Below are 16,672 nucleotides of genomic sequence, written 5' to 3'. Positions count from 1 at the left end.
TCTTAGAGTTGCTTTTTCTTGATTTCCGGCCAGGCCTTTTGCAAGTAGTAGCACATGGACCAGACCGTCAGGACTGCGGCGACAATAATCAGGGCTTGCCCAATGATCCGTGTCGGCAAGCCCATAACAGGCGACCAGTACAGCAGACAAGGAATGGCAACCATTTGCGCCGCAGTTTTGAATTTACCCAAGCGGTGAACAGCCACACTACCACTGGCACCAATCTTGGCCATCCATTCCCGCAATGCCGAAATGGTGATTTCGCGGCCAATAATAATCAGCGCGATAAAGGCATCCACACGGCCCAGATCCAGCAAGACCAGCAAGGCAGCGCTGACCATGAGCTTGTCCGCAACCGGGTCCAGAAAGGCGCCGAAGGAGGACGTCTGGTTCCAGCGACGAGCCAGCCAGCCGTCAAACCAGTCCGTAGCGGCGGCCACGATAAACACCGAAGCGGCCCACAGATCGCGTGTTTCCATGCTCAGCCAATCCGCTGGCAGATAAAACAGGGCGACGATCAAGGGGATCAGAACGATGCGAAGCCACGTCAGGGCTATGGGCAGATTAAAAGGCATAGCTTGGATACCAACCTAATTTAAAACAAAGGCTCTCGCCTATCGTAAAGCATGATAAATGCGTTCGGCCAGTTCAGTGGATATTCCATCAACCGCACTAAGCTCATCAATACTTGCATCGGCGACCCCGCTGAAACCACCAAAGCGAGCCAGCAGACGCTGACGCCGTTTGGCGCCAATCCCGTCAATATCTTCCAGGCGTGACACATTGCGCGTTTTGGCACGTTGGGCACGCATGCCCGTAATGGCAAAACGGTGCGCTTCATCACGCACCTGAGCGACCAGCATCAAGGCCGCAGACTCCACACCCAACGCCACAGGCGGGCGATCATCGGCAAACACCAGAGTTTCCAGACCTACTTTACGCTTTTCACCCTTGGCAACGCCGACCAGAACATGAATATCCAGGCCCAGTTCTACAAAAACCTGGCGCGCGATCTCCACCTGGCCCTTGCCGCCATCAATCAAAACAATGTCGGGCAAAGGTGCCAAACCTTCGGCAACCCGCGAGAAACGTCGGTTCAGCACCTGGCGCATGGCCGCATAATCGTCACCCGGCGTGATGCCTGCAATGTTGTAGCGGCGATAAAGCGAATTCTGCATCTCGTGGTGTTTATAAACCACACAGGAGGCTTGAGTGGCCTCCCCTGCCGTATGGCTGATATCGAAACATTCAATGTGCAGGGTATCGAGCTGGGCCTCATCCAGGTCCAGCTGCAGCGCTTCAGCCAGGGCTCGGGTTCGATCGGCACGGGCGGTAGATTCGCTCAATACTCGGGCCAGTGCCAGGCCGGCATTCTTGGTAGCCTGCTCCAGCCAGATCTTGCGCACCCCTTGCGGACGCACCACAACGCGCGCCTTCACGCCAGTTTGCTCGGCCAGCAGCGGCATCAGGTCCGCATCGGGCAAAGCGTGCGAACAGACCAGAACCGGCGGCATGCGGCGCTCCAGATAGTGCTGGGCGATAAATGCCGCCAGCACATCACTGGGAGTGTCATCGTTGATTTGTGTGGGGAAGAACGCGCGGTCGCCCAGGTGACGGCCACCGCGCACCATGGCCAGGTTCACACAGAACTTACCACCGGCGTTCAGCACCACAATAATGTCCACATCTTCCTTGCCCACCTGCTCCATGCTTTGCTGTTGCAGTACGGCGGACAAGGCTTTCATCTGGTCGCGCAAAATCGCTGCCTGCTCGAAATCCAGCGAGTCCGAGGCCTGCATCATGCGCTCTTGCAGCTCGCCCAGGATTTCAGAGGTATTGCCGTCCAGAAAGCTGATGGCGCGCTGCACATCCAGTTGATACTGCTCGGGCGAGATCAGGTTCACACAGGGTGCCGAACAGCGCCCGATCTGATGCAGCAAACAGGGGCGGCTACGATTGGCGTAGACACTGTCCTCACAGGTCCGCAAACGGAACACCCGCTGCAGGATCTGAATGGTTTCACGCACCGCCCAGGAGTTGGGATAAGGACCGAAGAAATGCCCCTTTCCGCTGGTACTGCCCCGGTAGTAGGCAATACGAGGCGCCTGGTGGGCGCTGATCATCAGGTAGGGGTAGGACTTGTCGTCCCGGAAAAGAATGTTGTAGCGCGGTCGCAGACGCTTGATGAGGTTGTTTTCCAGCAGCAAGGCCTCGGCCTCGCTGCGGGTGACGGTGACCTCGATGCGCGCGACGCGCGCCACCATATGGGCAATACGGGGACTGCTCAGCGTTTTCTGGAAGTACGAGCTGACACGGCGCTTGAGATCACGCGCCTTGCCCACATACAGTACCTCGCCCTGTTCGTCGATGTGCCGGTACACGCCCGGCAGATTCGGCAAATCAGACAGATAGGATTTTAGATTGAAGTCCGCGGGCATATTGATAGTGTTCATCCGCTTGCAAAGCGTCCCAATCCAAGGCTGGCGTGGTGGGCATCAGACGACGAATGCGGTTTTGCGATTCTTCGGAAATCGTGAAATCCAGGCGCGAGAGCAAGTCGTCGGCCAGATCAGGACGATTGCATACCAGCACCATGTCGCAACCGGCCCCCAAGGCGGCCTGAGCACGTGCCAGGATATCGCCCACTACGGTGGCGCCTTCCATGGTCAGGTCGTCGGAGAAGATCACGCCATCATAGGCCAGGGCCTTGCGCAGCACACGCTGAATCCAGTATGGCGAGAAGCCGGCTGGCAGCGGGTCTACTTTGGAATAGATCACGTGAGCAGGCATGACGGAGGGCAGCTGCAAGGTGCCCAGCCAGCCGTAAGGGGCAGCATCCTCGTCCAGAATCTCTTCCAGCGTACGGTCGTCCACGGGAATCTCGTGGTGCGAATCCGCCTCTACGCCGCCATGACCGGGAAAATGCTTGCCGCAGGCAGCCATACCGGCCTTGTTCAAACCACGGATCAAGCCAGCGGCCAACATGGAGACGGCGCGAGGATTACGGTGGAAGGAACGATCACCAATGACCTTGCTGACACCCCAGTCCAGATCCAGTACCGGCGTAAAGCTCATGTCCACGCCGCAAGCGCGCAGCTCGGCCGCCAGCACATAGCCCGTATCGGCGGCCACCGCAGCGGCCTTGACGGCATCGCGCGTCCACAATTGACCCAACTGGCTCATGGCGGGCAGCGTGGTAAAGCCATCCTCGCGGAAACGCTGCACCCGGCCACCCTCGTGGTCCACGGCGATCAGCAAGGGCTCATCACGCGCGTCGTGAATGGACTGGCACAGGGCGGTCAGCTGAGCACGGTTTTCAAAGTTGCGGCTGAACAGGATCACGCCACCGACCAGCGGATGACGCAGGCGCTCGCGCTCCTGATCCGTCAGGACCATGCCCTGCACGTCCACCATGACCGGGCCCGGAGGCAGTACTGCTTGCGAGGAAGAACTCATTTAATGTCAGACTCAGCTAAGGATAAGGAAGGAATGGCAGGCGCTTTGGCTTCCAGCACTACAAAGGCCATGGCCATATCGGATTCATCAGTCAGGGAAATATGAACAGCCCCGAAGCGGGCGTCAAACCAGCTTTGCAGATCCGCGGACAGGCGCACCATCGGGCGGCCGCCAGGCGCATTCAGGGTTTGCATGCGCGACCAGGCCATGGGCATGCGCATGCCCAGCCCCACCGCTTTGGAAAAGGCTTCCTTGGCCGCGAAACGCGTGGCCAGATAACGCAGGCCGCGCACCGGGTCGCGTGCCTGACGGCGAGCATAAACTTCCCGCTCCTGCTCGCCCAGGATGCGCTTTACAAAGCGATCACCATGACGAGCCAAGGCGCGCTCGATCCGCTCGATACGGATCAGGTCGGTGCCGATGCCGGCAATCAAACCGGACGGTATTGGGGGCATGATGTCATCAGAAAAAATACAGCGAAAACGGCCTGGGCCGCCTACCAGCTTGCAATGATACCGTGAGAGCGCAGAATACAAAAACGGCCCTGCCAGAGCAGAGCCGTTTTTTTCGACTTCAAGCAAGCCGACTTAGAACGCGCGCTTGTCGATCACCCGTTTGGCCTTGCCGGTCACGGTACGCTCGACCATGCCGGAGGACTGCACTCGGATACGTGCGCTAACGCCAATAAAGGTCTTGATGGAGTGAGTCAAACGACGAGCCAGTTGCTCGCGCTGGGCTTCATTCAAATGATTGAACTCGGCACGCACTTCCACCAGAATTTCCAGCTCGTCCATATTGCCGTTACGGCTCAGAACCAGTTGGTACTGGGCAGCCAGCTCCGGCATTTTCAGAACCAGTTCTTCGACCTGGGTCGGGAACAGGTTCACACCACGCACAATCAGCATATCGTCGCTGCGGCCAGTGATCTTGCCAATGCGGCGCATGCTGCGCGAAGTGGGCGGCAACAGTTGTGTCAGGTCGCGAGTACGGTAGCGAATGACGGGCATGGCTTCCTTGCTCAGCGAGGTAAAGACCAGTTCGCCGCTTTCACCCTCGGCCACAGGCTCGCCGGTTTCAGGGTTGATGATTTCGGGGTAGAAATGGTCTTCCCATACCACTGGGCCGTCCTTGCTTTCCACACACTCCATGGCCACGCCCGGGCCCATCACTTCGGACAGACCGTAGATGTCCACGGCGTCGATGCCAGCGCGCTGCTCAATATCCAGACGCATCTGGCCTGTCCAGGGCTCGGCACCAAAAATACCGATACGCAAGGAGGTATCGCGGGGGTCCATGCCCTGACGCTCGATCTCTTCCACGATATTGCAGAAGTACGAGGGGGTAACCAGAATCACGTCGGGACGGAAATCCTGAATCAGCTGAACTTGTTTTTCAGTCTGACCACCGGACATGGGAACTACGGTACAACCCAGACGCTCGGCACCGTAGTGCGCCCCCAGACCGCCAGTGAACAGGCCGTAGCCGTAAGCCACGTGGGCAATGTCACCAGGACGGGCACCGGCCGCCCACATGGAACGGGCAAACAAGTCTGCCCAGGTGGAAATGTCCTTGGCGGTATAGCCAACCACGGTAGGCTTGCCCGTCGTGCCGCTGGACGCGTGAACGCGTGCTACCTGTTCGCGGGGAACCGCAAACATCTTGAAGGGATAGTTGTCACGCAGGTCCTGCTTGGTCGTGAAGGGAAACTTGGAAATATCCGACAACTGCTTCAAATCGTCGGGGTGCACGCCCGCTTCATCAAATTTCTGCCGGTAATGCGGCACATTGTCGTAAGCATGCTTTAACGTCCATTTCAGACGTTCCAGTTGCACGTTACGGATTTCGTCAACACTTGCATGCTCGATGGCATCGCGGCCAACCTGTTCTTTAATTGCTGTCATGGTGTACTCCTGCCCTGCCGCTGGTGTGGTACTACCGACCCCCCCGGGTCTACAGGGTATGTATCGTCAAAAGTTATTTTTTTTCAATCCCGCCCAATACCGTGCCATTTAGCCGGTACGAGCGCCCACGGAACAAAGCAATGCGCTTGTCGTTCTGGTTGACCACCTCGATGTCATACACACCCGTGCGGCCTGCCAGGGAAGCCTCGACGGCGCGAGCCGTCAGAACATCCCCTTCAAAGGCAGGTGCCAGGTAATCGATGGTGCAGCCGGACGCAACGGTCGGTGCATTGCGAGAATTGCAGGCAAACGCAAATGTGCTGTCGGCCAAGGCAAAAATGAAACCACCGTGACAGGTCTTGTGGCCGTTGAGCATGTCGGCGCGCACCGTCATGCTCATATTGGCCGCACCCGGTGCCACGCTGTCCAGGCTCAGGCCCAGGCCCTGAGAGGCCTGGTCATTGCCATACATATGCTCGCTGACCTGTTGGGCCAGCGCTTGTGGGTCTTCAACAGCAAGTGCGTTGCTTTGCATTACTTTCCTTTAAATTGGGGGGCACGTTTGCCCAGGAATGCATTAACACCCTCGCGATAATCCTCGGATGCACCCAGTTCACGCATCAAGTCGCGTTCCAGATCCAACTGTTGATCAAGCGAATGGGCATCACTGGCATAAATCGCTTTCTTGGCATAGGCCAGACCTTTGGTGGGTGCCTGGGCAAAATGGGCGGCCAGCTCGTTCAGGCGAGCCTGGAACGCGTCGTCATCCACACATTCCCAGATCAGGCCCCACTGAGCGGCCTGCTCGGCCGAGAGCTTATCGCCCAGCAAAGACAGACCCATGGCGCGTGCTGTACCCACCAGACGCGGCAAGAAGAAGGTACCGCCGGTATCGGGCAAGAGGCCCAAGCGGCAGAAAGGCTGGATGAAGCTGGCCGAGCGGGTGGCGATCACGATGTCACCGGCCAGAGCCAGGTTGGCACCGGCACCGGCAGCCACACCGTTGACACCCACCACCACAGGGGCCGCCAGCGCGCGCAGGCGACGCACCAGCGGTGCGTAGTACTTTTCGATGGTGCCACCCAGATCCACGGGTGCATCACCGGCGCTCATCTGGCGCTCGGACAAGTCCTGGCCGGCACAAAAGCCACGGCCATTACCGGTCAGAATCAGCACGCGCAGATCTGCGCACTGTTCCACCTTATCCAGGGCCTGAGCCAGCTCACCGTGCATATCGGCCGTAAAGCTGTTGAGCTTGTCGGGACGATTCAAGGTAATGCGTGCTACGCCATTTTCCAGTTGAAATTGAATACTTTGGTCAGTCACCTGGCCACCCTCCTTTAGAAATGCCAGCGAGTCTGAACGACACGGAAACGGTTAGCGACATAGGCCGAATCCGACAGGGATGCGTTAGCGGCCGGGTTGGCACCCGTGCCGTGGAAGTCGCTGTAGGCTGCGGTCTGGTTGATGAACACAGCGCCGGTCAGGTTCAGGGACAGGGACACGCCGGAACGCTCGGCCATGCGCTGGATCTTGGCAGTCACAGCATCATCAGTGCTGTAAGCCGACAAGGTCAGTGCACCGTATTCGATCACGTTGCGACCTGCCACTTCAATGCTTTGCTCGGTCGAATCGGTTTGCACCACAAACACGATGGGGCCAAACCATTCTTGCTGGATCTCGGGCTGGTCCACACGGGCCTGCAAGACCAGCGGTGTGCGTACGCGGGCACCGGGGAATGCGGGGTGCTCCAGCGTCTGGCTATCAGCCAGGACAGGCATGCCCAGCTGGCGAGCCTGATCAATACGCTGTGCGCAAGCTTCGTTTTGCACGGCGCCGGTAATTTCAACGGCGCGGGCCGGATCGGACACCAGCTTTTGCACGGCTTGTGCCAGACCTTGCGCCACTTCGTCAAAGCTCATCACACCATCGGCAGTACGGATACCGTCGCGAGGCACGTAGATGTTCTGAGGAGCGGTACACATCTGGCCGGAGTACAGTGCAAAAGAGAAAGCCAGGTTGCGGGCAACGGCCTTGAAATCTTCAACCGAATCAATAATGACCTGGTTCACACCGGCTTTTTCGGTGTAAACCAAAGCGTGGCGGGCATTTTCTTCCAGCCAGTTACCGTTTTGACTGCTGCCGGTAAAGTCGATCAGCTTGACGGCCTTGTTCAGTGCCAGTTGCTGAGCGGTATCTTCCGATGGCTCATGAGCGGCCAGCAAGACCACATTAGGATTGAAACCCGCTTCGGCCAGCACTTCGCGGGCGACAGCAACGGTAATGGCCAAAGGCAGAATCGCGCCAGGATGCGGCTTCACAATCACGGTGTTACCGGTTGCCAGGGAAGCAAACAGGCCTGGGTAACCGTTCCAGGTCGGGAAGGTGGAGCAACCAATCACCAGACCAATGCCACGGGGCACCACTTTGAACTGCTTCTTCATCTGGATAGGATCATGCTTGCCCTGGGGCTTGATCCAATCGACCAGACCGGGAATACGGGACATTTCCTGCCAGGCATAGGCCACGGCTTCCAGCGCACGCTCCTGAGCGTGAGGGCCACCGGCCTGGAAGGCCATCATGAAACCTTGACCCGTGGTGTGCTGCACAGCGTGCGCAATCTCAAAGCTGCGCTGGTTCAAGCGATGCAGGATTTCCAGGCAGATACCAACCCAGGCTTGCGGGCCAGCGTCACGCCAGCTGTCCAGCGCCAGTTGCGACTGGGCCAGCAGTTGATCCACAGGCACTTTGGGATAACGAATGCCCAGATCAAAACCAAAAGGCGATTGCTCATTGCCCACCTCACCTTGTGCGCCTTCCAGCGTCAAAGGAAAGGCTTTGCCGCGGTAGGCTTCAAAAGCAGCCTGACCCTCCTGAGCCGCAGTTTCACCGTAGGCGCGCGGGCTGGGATTCTCAGGGTAAGCGCTCCAGAAGTTGCGCTCCAGAATGCTGCTCAGAGCCTGATCCAGCGTTGCCTGATGCGTCTTGAAAAAATCTGCTGCCATACAATGTGCTCCTGAAACTAGTAGGACGCCAAGCTGCGAAGCTGGCGTCCAGATTCTTGAAAAACCGCTATTTTGCTGCGGTCTTAGGTTTCCTGATCGAAGTCAATCACCACCCGGTCGGTAACCGGAAAGCTTTGGCAACTGAGCACGAAACCGCGGGCGACTTCGTAATCTTCCAGTGCAAAGTTGGCGTCCATATCCACTTCGCCCTCTACCACTTTGCAACGGCAGGTGGAACAAACCCCACCTTTACAGGAGTAAGGCAATTCCAGCCCTTGCTCCAGCGCCGCGTCCAAAATACTGCTGTTGTTCTTGCTGATGGTCAGATTGCGGGTAATGCCATCCTGAATCACGGTCAGCTCGCACTCTTCCTTGCCCGGAGCCTTGCGCGACTCTTCGCCCGTACGCAAGGCACGTGGGCCTTTGGGAGCACCGAACAGCTCGAACTTGATCTGGGATTTTTCCAGGCCATTTTCCTGCAAGGCAGCAACCACCTGCTCGCTCATGTCCTGAGGACCGCAGACAAAGGCCACATCCACGCTGGCGGGATCGAACCATTGCTGCATCAGCTGACGCACTTTCTCGCCGTCCAGACGACCGTTAAAGAGGTCAATATCCTGCGTTTCCCGGCTCATGATATACACGATGGAGAAACGTTCCATATAGGTGTTTTTCAGGTCCTCGATCTCTTCGCGGAACATGATGGCCGAGGACGCGCGGTTACCGAAAAACAGCGTGAAGGTCGACTTGGGCTCGGTATCCAGCGCGGTTTTCACCAGCGACAGAATCGGGGTAATACCGCTACCGACCGCAAAGGCAGCGTAACGATGAGCCTGGCTGGGATCAAAGTCCACGGTGAAGTTGCCATCCGGCGGCATCACTTCCAGGGAAGCACCGGCTTCCAGGTGGCTGTTGGCCCAGGTAGAAAATGCACCATCATTGACGCGCTTGATCGCCACGCGCAGCAAACGGTCGTGCGGCGCTGCACAGATCGAGTAGGAGCGGCGCAGTTCCTGGCCGTCCAGATGGGTGCGCAAGGTCAGGTACTGACCGGGGCGGAACTGAAACACATCCTGCAAATCGTCGGGCACGGTAAAGGCCACCACCACGGCGTCGCGGGTGCTGCGGGAGACCGAGGCCACAGGAAGAGAATAAAACTGACTCATAGGACTAATGCGCCTTAAAGTAATCGAATGGTTCACCGCAGCTGATGCAGCGATACAGCGCTTTACAGGGTGTGGAGCCAAACTGGCTGATCACCCGTGTATGCGTGGAGCCGCATTGAGGACAGGCCACCACGGGCGCCTCGGGCTGACGCAGCAAACCAGAAATATCAACCGCACTTTGGGCCGGAGGAGCGATACCGTAGTCGCGCAAGGCCAGCTTGCCCTGCTCGCTCATCCAATCGGTCGTCCAGGCCGGTGACAACTTCGTATCCACCCGAACCTGCTCGATACCGGCCTGTTGCAAGGCCTGTTCAATCGAGTGGCTCATCTCGTACATCGCCGGACAACCGGAGTAGGTCGGTGTGATGGTGACCACACACACGCCCTGCTCCCAACTCACGTCACGCACAATGCCCAGGTCCAGCAAGGAGATCACGGGGATCTCCGGATCTGGAACCGTGGCCAATACTTGCATGACCTGCTCGGTGCTCCAGGTCTGTGTCATGGCGATCACCAAGTGGCGTCGGGATACATACGTGGCAGATGCTGCATTTCTGCCAACAGAAACCCTAACGCTTCTGTGTGACGGCCTTGCGGGCCACCACGGTAGGCCTTGTGCTGAGCATCCTGTTCGGCCGGGCAACGCAGGGTCGCGCGCTCCAGCGCATTCTGGATGTATTCCAGGCAAGGCTGCCACAGGCTGGCCATCAAAGGCACGGCCTGACGCTGGGCCAGTTCCTCGGTGACTTCGTCATCCAGGAACAGCTCGCCCAGGTAGAACCAGGCATCATCAATCGCTTTTTGCATGCGCTTGTGGCTTTCCGGGGTACCGTCACCCAGGCGCACGATCAAGTCGGTCGAGCGACGCAGGTGATACAGCACTTCCTTATGCGCCTTCTGGGCAATTTCGCGAATCTGCTCATCGCTGGATTCGATCAACTGCTCCAGCAGGAAGCAATGCCAGGCATCAAACAGGAACTGACGTGCCAGCGTGTCTCCGTAGTGACCATTCTCGCGCTCCACCAACAAGTAGTTGGTGTACTCGTGAACATCACGGTGATAGGCCAGACGATCTTCGTCACGGCCCTGGCCTTCAGTTTCGCCAGCCAGAGTCAGCCACATGCGAGCCTGACCCAACAAGTCCAGTGCGGTGTTGGCACAGGCCAGCTCTTCTTCCAGAGCCGGGCCGTGGCCAGTCCACTCACCCAGACGCTGTGCCAGCACCAGAGTGGAATCGCCCATGCGCAGGGCGTAAGAAAACAGGGCTTTATCCATGCCGGTTCCTACATATTGATGCCGTCAGGCATAGGGAAAAAAGTAGGGTGACGGTAGACCTTGGTATTGGAAGGCTCGAACAGCGGGCCTTTGTCACCAGGGCTGGAGGCAGCGATATCGGCTGCACGCACGACCCAGATGCTCACGCCTTCATTACGGCGGGTATACACATCACGGGCATTGTTGATGGCCATTTCGGCGTCCGGAGCGTGCAGGCTGCCTACGTGCTTGTGGGCCAAGCCGTGCTGGCTGCGAATGAAAACTTCCCACAGGGGCCAATCGTTCTTGCTCATAACTGAAAATTCCTTGCTGTGCAGCCGCGCTGTCCAAGCGCTGGCTGCGAATCGGATCGAATCAGAAACCGTGCCGGTTTCCTGGCCTTCTTGATCAAGCCACCTTGCGGACGGCTTCCTGCTTTTGGGCATGTGCATCCAGTGCATCACGGAACCAGGCGCCGTTCTCGTGGGCCTGAACCCGGGCTTCGAGTCGCTCACGATTACAGGGACCATTGCCCTTGATCACTGCCCAGAATTCTTCCCAGTCGATCTCGCCAAAATCGTAATGACCGCGCTCTTCGTTCCAGCGCAGATCAGGATCAGGAATGGTCAGACCCAGATACTCGGCCTGAGGCACGGTCTGGTCCACCATCTTCTGGCGCAGCTCGTCGTTGGAAAACAGCTTGATTTTCCACTGCATGGACTGGGCGCTGTTGGTGGAGTCCGCATCCGAAGGACCGAACATCATCAAGGCAGGCCACCACCAACGGTTGATGGAGTCCTGAACCATGGCCTTTTGCTCGGGTGTACCGTGCAGGCACATCTGGATCAACAGGTCGTAACCCTGGCGCTGGTGGAAGGACTCTTCTTTACACACGCGCACCATGGCACGGGCGTAAGGGCCGTAGGAGCAGCGGCACAGCGGAATCTGGTTGATGATGGCCGAGCCGTCGACCAGCCAGCCGATCATGCCGATGTCAGCCCAGTTCAATGTTGGGTAGTTAAAAATACTGGAGTACTTGGCTTTGCCCGACAGCAGATCGTCGACCAGCTTGTCACGGCTTACGCCCAGCGTTTCGGCAGCGCTGTACAGGTACAGACCGTGACCGGCCTCGTCCTGCACCTTGGCCATCAGGATGGCTTTGCGCTTGAGCGAAGGGGCGCGGGTAATCCAGTTACCTTCGGGCAGCATCCCGACAACCTCGGAGTGCGCGTGCTGAGAAATCTGGCGCACCAAGGTTTTGCGATAGGCTTCGGGCATCCAGTCCCTGGCTTCGATGCGGACACCCTCATCGATGCGCTCTTGGAACCGACGTTCTTCGTCGGACATCTGCTCGATATCCTGGACCTGCTTGACGCCTGTCTCTACAAGTTGTGCATACATGACCATCCCCGGTAAGAGTGCTGAAAGCGCCCAAACAAATTTTGTTTCGACGCAAACCATATACACTTCATTATTTAATACGAAAAATGTGATGTCAATCGCAAATCCGTATCATATGGCCCCAGAACAGATACTTTAAGGGTAAATACTTAGACATAAAAAAACCGAGGAGCGACAAATCGCTATCCTCGGTTTTGATCCTGCCAATGCGCCCCCACATAAAGCATGCAGCCCGATCACGGAGCTTGCCGGGGCCAGCGTAACACCCGCCTGGCCTGCCCTTCCCGTTTACAGACGGATGAAGTGCTCGCGGTAGTGTTTCAGCTCGTCAATGGACTCGTAAATATCGGCCAAGGCCTCGTGGCGGCTTTGCTTGACGAAACTTTTAACCACTTCTGGCTTCCAACGCAAAGCCAGCTCTTTGAGCGTGCTGACATCCAGATTGCGGTAATGGAAGAAGGCTTCCAGACGGGGCATGTAGCGGTACATGAAACGGCGGTCCTGGCTGATGGTGTTGCCGCACAAAGGCGATTTGCCAGCCGGTACGTGCTCTTTCAGGAACTCCAGCAACTGATCTTCGGCCTGCGCTTCAGTCAGGGTGGAAGCTTTGACCTTGTCGATCAGGCCGCTGCGGCCATGCGTCCCCTTGTTCCAGGCGTCCATGCCGTCGAGCAAGGCATTGCTTTGATGAACCACCAGAACCGGGCCTTCGGCCACCAGAGTCAAATCTGCTTCTGTTACCACGACCGCAACTTCGATGATGCGCTCTTTGTCCGGATCCAGTCCTGTCATCTCCATATCGAGCCAGACCAGACGCTGTGTATGAACCGCCATATAATCATTCCTCAAAACGCCCATTTTACATATAGCCGCCTACATGCTGACTTTGTTGTTCATTATCTTTCTGCTTGCAGACGTTTTGCTGCGCTTTTATTTAGGCCTGCGGCAGATCCGGCACGTTTATCGTCATCAGAACGAGGTGCCTGCCGAATTTTCCGAACGCATTGGTCTGCATAGCCATCAACGCGCTGCACGTTACACCATCGCACGCACCCGGCTGGGTTTGAGCGAACGCCTGGTCGAAGCCCTGGTGCTGCTGGGCTTTACGCTGCTGGGCGGTCTGCAATGGCTGGATGTCACGCTGGGCAACTGGATCAGCCATGAACTGCTGCGTCAGCTGGCCCTGATTGGCGCAGTCCTGGCGATTATGGGTGTCGTGGGCCTGCCTTTTGCCTGGTATCGCAAATTTGTGCTGGAAGCGCGCTTTGGCTTTAACCGCATGAAGCCCGCGTTGTTCTTTGCCGACACCGCCAAAACACTGGTGATCGTCCTGATTCTGGGCACACCCTTGTGCGCCGCCCTGCTCGGCCTGATGGCTTGGGCTGGCCCCTCCTGGCCCTGGTACGGCTGGGGTCTGTGGCTGGTTTTCAATCTGCTGGTACTGTGGCTATACCCGCGCGTTATCGCCCCCATTTTCAATACCTTCAAACCGCTGGAAGATACCAGCCTGCGCGAGCGCATCAATGCCCTGGCGCAGCGTTGCGGCTTTCAGACCAATGGCTTGTATGTGATGGATGGCTCGCGCCGCTCCGCCCATGGCAATGCGTACTTCACCGGCCTGGGTCGCCAAAAGCGCATCGTGTTTTTTGATACCTTGCTGAACAAGCTGCAGCCCGAGGAAGTGGAAGCCGTGCTGGCGCATGAGCTGGGCCACTTCAAGCATCGCCATATCCAACGTCGCCTGCTGATCAGCGTGGTCACGTCCCTGATCTTTTTTCTGCTGGCTGGTTGGGCCTGGGGCAAGGTGGGCTTTTATACTGGGCTGGGTGTGATTCCCCAGTTAGGTCGCCCTAACGACGCCCTGGCCCTGATCCTGTTCTTTATGGTGGTGCCTACCTTCACCTTCTGGATGGGCCCCTTGAGCGCCCTGCTCTCGCGCCGGGACGAATATCAGGCCGACAGCTTTGCCGCCCAGCACAGTCAGGCCCAGGACTTGATCAGCGCCTTGCTCAAGCTCTATAACGACAATGCCGCAACCCTGACGCCCGACCCTATGCATTCCGCCTTTTACGATAGCCACCCCAACGCGATCGATCGCATTCGACACCTGAAAAGCCTGGCATGACATCTAAATACATTAGCGGTCTGGTGACCGCCGCCCACGGTCGCCACTACTTTGTCGAGCTGCCGGATGGCGAAACCATCAAATGCTTTCCACGTGGAAAAAAAGCCGGGATAGCCGTTGGTGATCAAGTCGATGTGCTGATGCAGGCCAAAGGAGAAGGCTCTATTGAGGCAGTGCAGGAACGGCGCAATCTGCTGTATCGCTCTGACGACTTCCGCACCAAGCAGTTTGCCGCCAATATTGATCAGCTTCTGATTGTGGTGGCACCGGAACCCGTTTACTCCGAAGACTTGCTGGGGCGCGCCCTGGTCGCAGCCTGGAGTGTGGATATTGAGCCGGTAATTATTCTGAACAAGGCTGATCTGGGCACTCACCTGGAACGCGCACGCGCCAAGCTGGCCCCTATCGCCGCTCTGGGCGTGCCTATTCTGGAAATGGTGGCACTGGAGCCAGAACAAACACGGCAAGCCCTGGCTCCCTGGCTGGCGAACAAACGCACTTTACTGCTGGGGCAAAGCGGCATGGGTAAATCCACCCTGCTCAATGCCCTGGTCCCGGATGCAGGCGCACTGACCCAGGAATATTCGCAAGCCTTGGGCGCGGGCCGACACACGACCACCAGCACCCGCCTGTATCACCTGCCCAATAGTGGCGACCTGATCGACAGCCCCGGTTTCCAGGCCTTTGGTCTGTCGCATATGACACAGGAAGATATTGCGCATGGCTTTCCCGATTTCCGGAAAGCCGTGGAGTCCTGTCGCTTTTATAACTGCACCCACCGGCATGAACCCGGCTGTGGAGTGCTGGCGGCCATCGAAGCAGGCAGCATTCACCCCGAGCGTCACGCGCTGTACCAGCGCTTGCTGGCCGAGCACGAAAACAAACCACGTTATTAAGGGAACCAGGGGCGAAGCAAAACGCCCTTTTTTGTGAGGGCGGGATACGCTGCAAAGCGCCCGTCTGTCAGGCCGAATTACAGGCCTTTGGCGCGCGCATCCCCACCAGCAGACAACTGCACCCAGGCAGCCGACAAGTGGTGGTAAAGATTACGGATCAAGACCGCCGTGGCACCCCAGATAAAGTACGGGCCCCAAGGGATAGAAAAGTAGTAACGCCCTGCCCCGTCCGGCAAATCGGCGTGGTGCAACTGATGGCGCTGCGGGTCCAGCAGGACTGACAAGGGCACTTCAAAGACCTCGGCCACTTCTGAGCTATCGGGCAGCACCTGAAAACCCTCCTGCAGCTCGCCAATAATGGGGCGCATCGCAAACTGGGTGCTGGTGACAAAAATCGGATGCTGGCCCAGATAGCGCACAAAGCGCGGCTCGATGCCAATCTCTTCCTGGGTTTCACGCAAGGCGGCTTCTACCGGCCCCAGATCCGAGGCTTCAATACGTCCACCCGGAAAACTGATCTGCCCCGCATGATTGTGCAGGTGCATGGCCCGACGCGTAAAAATAACGGCAGGCCCTTCAGGGCGCTGCATCACGCCAATACAGACGGCGGAGCGCACATTCATGGAACCGGGCAAAAACTCTGGATAAAAGGAACCACGAAACAAAGGCTCGACCTGCCACTGTATGGGCTGGGCGAAAGCACTACGCAGAAAATCCAGTTGCTGGGCCTGGGCAGGCAATTCAGGCAAAGGGTCTAATGCAACCAGCGGCTGGCTGCGAGGGTCGAATCCAGGAACGATAACGGGCCTGATACGAGGCTTATCCATAAGAACTGGTATGTGATCCCACATAAAAACAAAGGCACCCGCCTGGGTGCCTTTGCATCGCTGTTCGCTTGGGAATTAGTTGCCCGAACGACGAACGAGTTTTTCTTTGATGCGAGCGGCTTTACCCGAGCGATCGCGCAGATAGTACAGTTTAGCACGACGCACAGCGCCACGACGCTTGACTTCGATGCTGGCGATCTGAGGGGAATACAGCTGGAATGTACGCTCAACGGCTTCGCCGGAAGAAATCTTGCGAACGATGAAAGAAGAGTTCAAACCACGATTGCGACGGCCGATAACCACGCCTTCGTAAGCCTGGACACGTTTGCGTGTACCTTCAACCACGTTTACGTTCACAACAACAGTGTCACCAGGACCGAACTCGGGAGGCAGCTTGCCACCGGTCAGGCGCTGGATTTCTTCTTGCTCAAGAATAGCGATCAAATCCACGATTAACTCCAAAACCATCGTATCAGCCGCACACATTATAAAAATCGCGCTGACAGAGGATGAAAAAATGATTAGCCCATGATTCTATCAGCAAAAAGCCTGAATTACCAAGCTTTTTGACGGATGACGGCTTCGTTTCCGGACGTTTAACTACGCTAAAATACGACACTTTGGGCATGATGCCCTTGTAT

At 57.5% G+C, this 16,672-nt stretch carries 18 protein-coding genes; 2 read left to right on the top strand and 16 right to left on the bottom strand.

From position 1 onward, the window contains the following. Positions 1–2: 2 nt before the first annotated feature. From pgsA to orn, 14 genes are all read right to left on the bottom strand, one after another. Positions 3–575 (bottom strand): CDP-diacylglycerol--glycerol-3-phosphate 3-phosphatidyltransferase, encoded by a 573-nt coding sequence (gene pgsA, locus Q9R35_RS02455; protein WP_026482947.1) that lies wholly within the window; start codon positions 573–575, stop codon positions 3–5. A 39-nt stretch (positions 576–614) separates the two neighbouring features. Further along, positions 615–2,438: an excinuclease ABC subunit UvrC gene (gene uvrC / locus Q9R35_RS02450; RefSeq protein WP_026482948.1), complete on the bottom strand. Its 1,824-nt coding sequence runs from the start codon at positions 2,436–2,438 to the stop codon at positions 615–617. Beyond that, positions 2,401–3,456, bottom strand: a complete 1,056-nt coding sequence (gene nagZ / locus Q9R35_RS02445) for a beta-N-acetylhexosaminidase (protein ID WP_026482949.1) — start codon at positions 3,454–3,456, stop codon at positions 2,401–2,403. Before nagZ ends, uvrC begins: the two co-directional genes overlap by 38 nt. Next, positions 3,453–3,911 (bottom strand): holo-ACP synthase, encoded by a 459-nt coding sequence (gene acpS / locus Q9R35_RS02440; RefSeq protein ID WP_086068538.1) that lies wholly within the window; start codon positions 3,909–3,911, stop codon positions 3,453–3,455. The genes nagZ and acpS overlap by 4 nt, the downstream gene beginning before the upstream one ends. 132 nt (positions 3,912–4,043) lie before the next feature. After that, positions 4,044–5,357, bottom strand: coding sequence for a phenylacetate--CoA ligase PaaK (paaK, locus tag Q9R35_RS02435; RefSeq protein WP_042481657.1), 1,314 nt, complete (start codon positions 5,355–5,357; stop codon positions 4,044–4,046). Positions 5,358–5,430: 73 nt separating this feature from the next. Further along, positions 5,431–5,892 carry a hydroxyphenylacetyl-CoA thioesterase PaaI gene (gene paaI / locus Q9R35_RS02430; protein WP_045930119.1) on the bottom strand — a complete coding sequence of 154 codons (462 nt, stop codon included), beginning with the start codon at positions 5,890–5,892 and terminating at the stop codon, positions 5,431–5,433. Then, complete coding sequence (paaG, locus tag Q9R35_RS02425) at positions 5,892–6,683, bottom strand: 2-(1,2-epoxy-1,2-dihydrophenyl)acetyl-CoA isomerase PaaG (protein WP_042481663.1); 792 nt, start codon at positions 6,681–6,683, stop codon at positions 5,892–5,894. The genes paaI and paaG overlap by 1 nt, the downstream gene beginning before the upstream one ends. Positions 6,684–6,697: 14 nt before the next feature. Beyond that, positions 6,698–8,362, bottom strand: a complete 1,665-nt coding sequence (gene paaN / locus Q9R35_RS02420) for a phenylacetic acid degradation protein PaaN (protein WP_311219295.1) — start codon at positions 8,360–8,362, stop codon at positions 6,698–6,700. 83 nt (positions 8,363–8,445) lie between these two features. Continuing rightward, positions 8,446–9,528, bottom strand: a complete 1,083-nt coding sequence (gene paaE, locus Q9R35_RS02415; RefSeq protein WP_042481668.1) for a 1,2-phenylacetyl-CoA epoxidase subunit PaaE — start codon at positions 9,526–9,528, stop codon at positions 8,446–8,448. 4 nt (positions 9,529–9,532) lie between these two features. Next, positions 9,533–10,033, bottom strand: a complete 501-nt coding sequence (gene paaD, locus Q9R35_RS02410) for a 1,2-phenylacetyl-CoA epoxidase subunit PaaD (protein ID WP_042482208.1) — start codon at positions 10,031–10,033, stop codon at positions 9,533–9,535. A gap of 5 nt (positions 10,034–10,038) precedes the next feature. Continuing rightward, on the bottom strand, positions 10,039–10,803 hold the full coding sequence (gene paaC, locus Q9R35_RS02405) for a 1,2-phenylacetyl-CoA epoxidase subunit PaaC (protein ID WP_035272706.1): 765 nt from the start codon (positions 10,801–10,803) through the stop codon (positions 10,039–10,041). An 8-nt stretch (positions 10,804–10,811) separates the two neighbouring features. Further along, entirely contained in the window at positions 10,812–11,096 is a 285-nt protein-coding gene (paaB, locus tag Q9R35_RS02400; protein WP_003799192.1) for a 1,2-phenylacetyl-CoA epoxidase subunit PaaB, read from the bottom strand. Between the two features lie 94 nt (positions 11,097–11,190). Continuing rightward, a complete protein-coding gene (gene paaA / locus Q9R35_RS02395; protein WP_009455984.1) occupies positions 11,191–12,183 on the bottom strand; it encodes a 1,2-phenylacetyl-CoA epoxidase subunit PaaA in 993 nt (330 codons plus the stop codon). A gap of 288 nt (positions 12,184–12,471) precedes the next feature. Next, on the bottom strand, positions 12,472–13,017 hold the full coding sequence (orn, locus tag Q9R35_RS02390) for an oligoribonuclease (protein WP_009455985.1): 546 nt from the start codon (positions 13,015–13,017) through the stop codon (positions 12,472–12,474). A gap of 43 nt (positions 13,018–13,060) precedes the next feature. On the opposite strand from orn, the gene Q9R35_RS02385 reads away from it, so the two are divergent. Both Q9R35_RS02385 and rsgA read left to right on the top strand, forming a co-directional pair. Continuing rightward, on the top strand, positions 13,061–14,308 hold the full coding sequence (locus tag Q9R35_RS02385) for a M48 family metallopeptidase (RefSeq protein WP_042481676.1): 1,248 nt from the start codon (positions 13,061–13,063) through the stop codon (positions 14,306–14,308). Next, complete coding sequence (gene rsgA / locus Q9R35_RS02380; RefSeq protein WP_042481677.1) at positions 14,305–15,204, top strand: ribosome small subunit-dependent GTPase A; 900 nt, start codon at positions 14,305–14,307, stop codon at positions 15,202–15,204. Before Q9R35_RS02385 ends, rsgA begins: the two co-directional genes overlap by 4 nt. A gap of 77 nt (positions 15,205–15,281) precedes the next feature. Here rsgA and Q9R35_RS02375 read toward each other — a convergent pair whose 3' ends face one another. Continuing rightward, a complete protein-coding gene (locus tag Q9R35_RS02375; RefSeq protein ID WP_052362902.1) occupies positions 15,282–15,953 on the bottom strand; it encodes a CoA pyrophosphatase in 672 nt (223 codons plus the stop codon). Between the two features lie 153 nt (positions 15,954–16,106). Then, positions 16,107–16,481, bottom strand: coding sequence for a 50S ribosomal protein L19 (gene rplS, locus Q9R35_RS02370; RefSeq protein WP_003799181.1), 375 nt, complete (start codon positions 16,479–16,481; stop codon positions 16,107–16,109). Between the last annotated feature and the right edge of the window lie 191 nt (positions 16,482–16,672).

Source organism: Alcaligenes sp. AB3, from assembly GCF_031844565.1.
Classification (GTDB): Bacteria; Pseudomonadota; Gammaproteobacteria; order Burkholderiales; family Burkholderiaceae_B; genus Alcaligenes; species Alcaligenes faecalis.
This window is presented reverse-complemented; position numbering and strand designations above follow the sequence as displayed.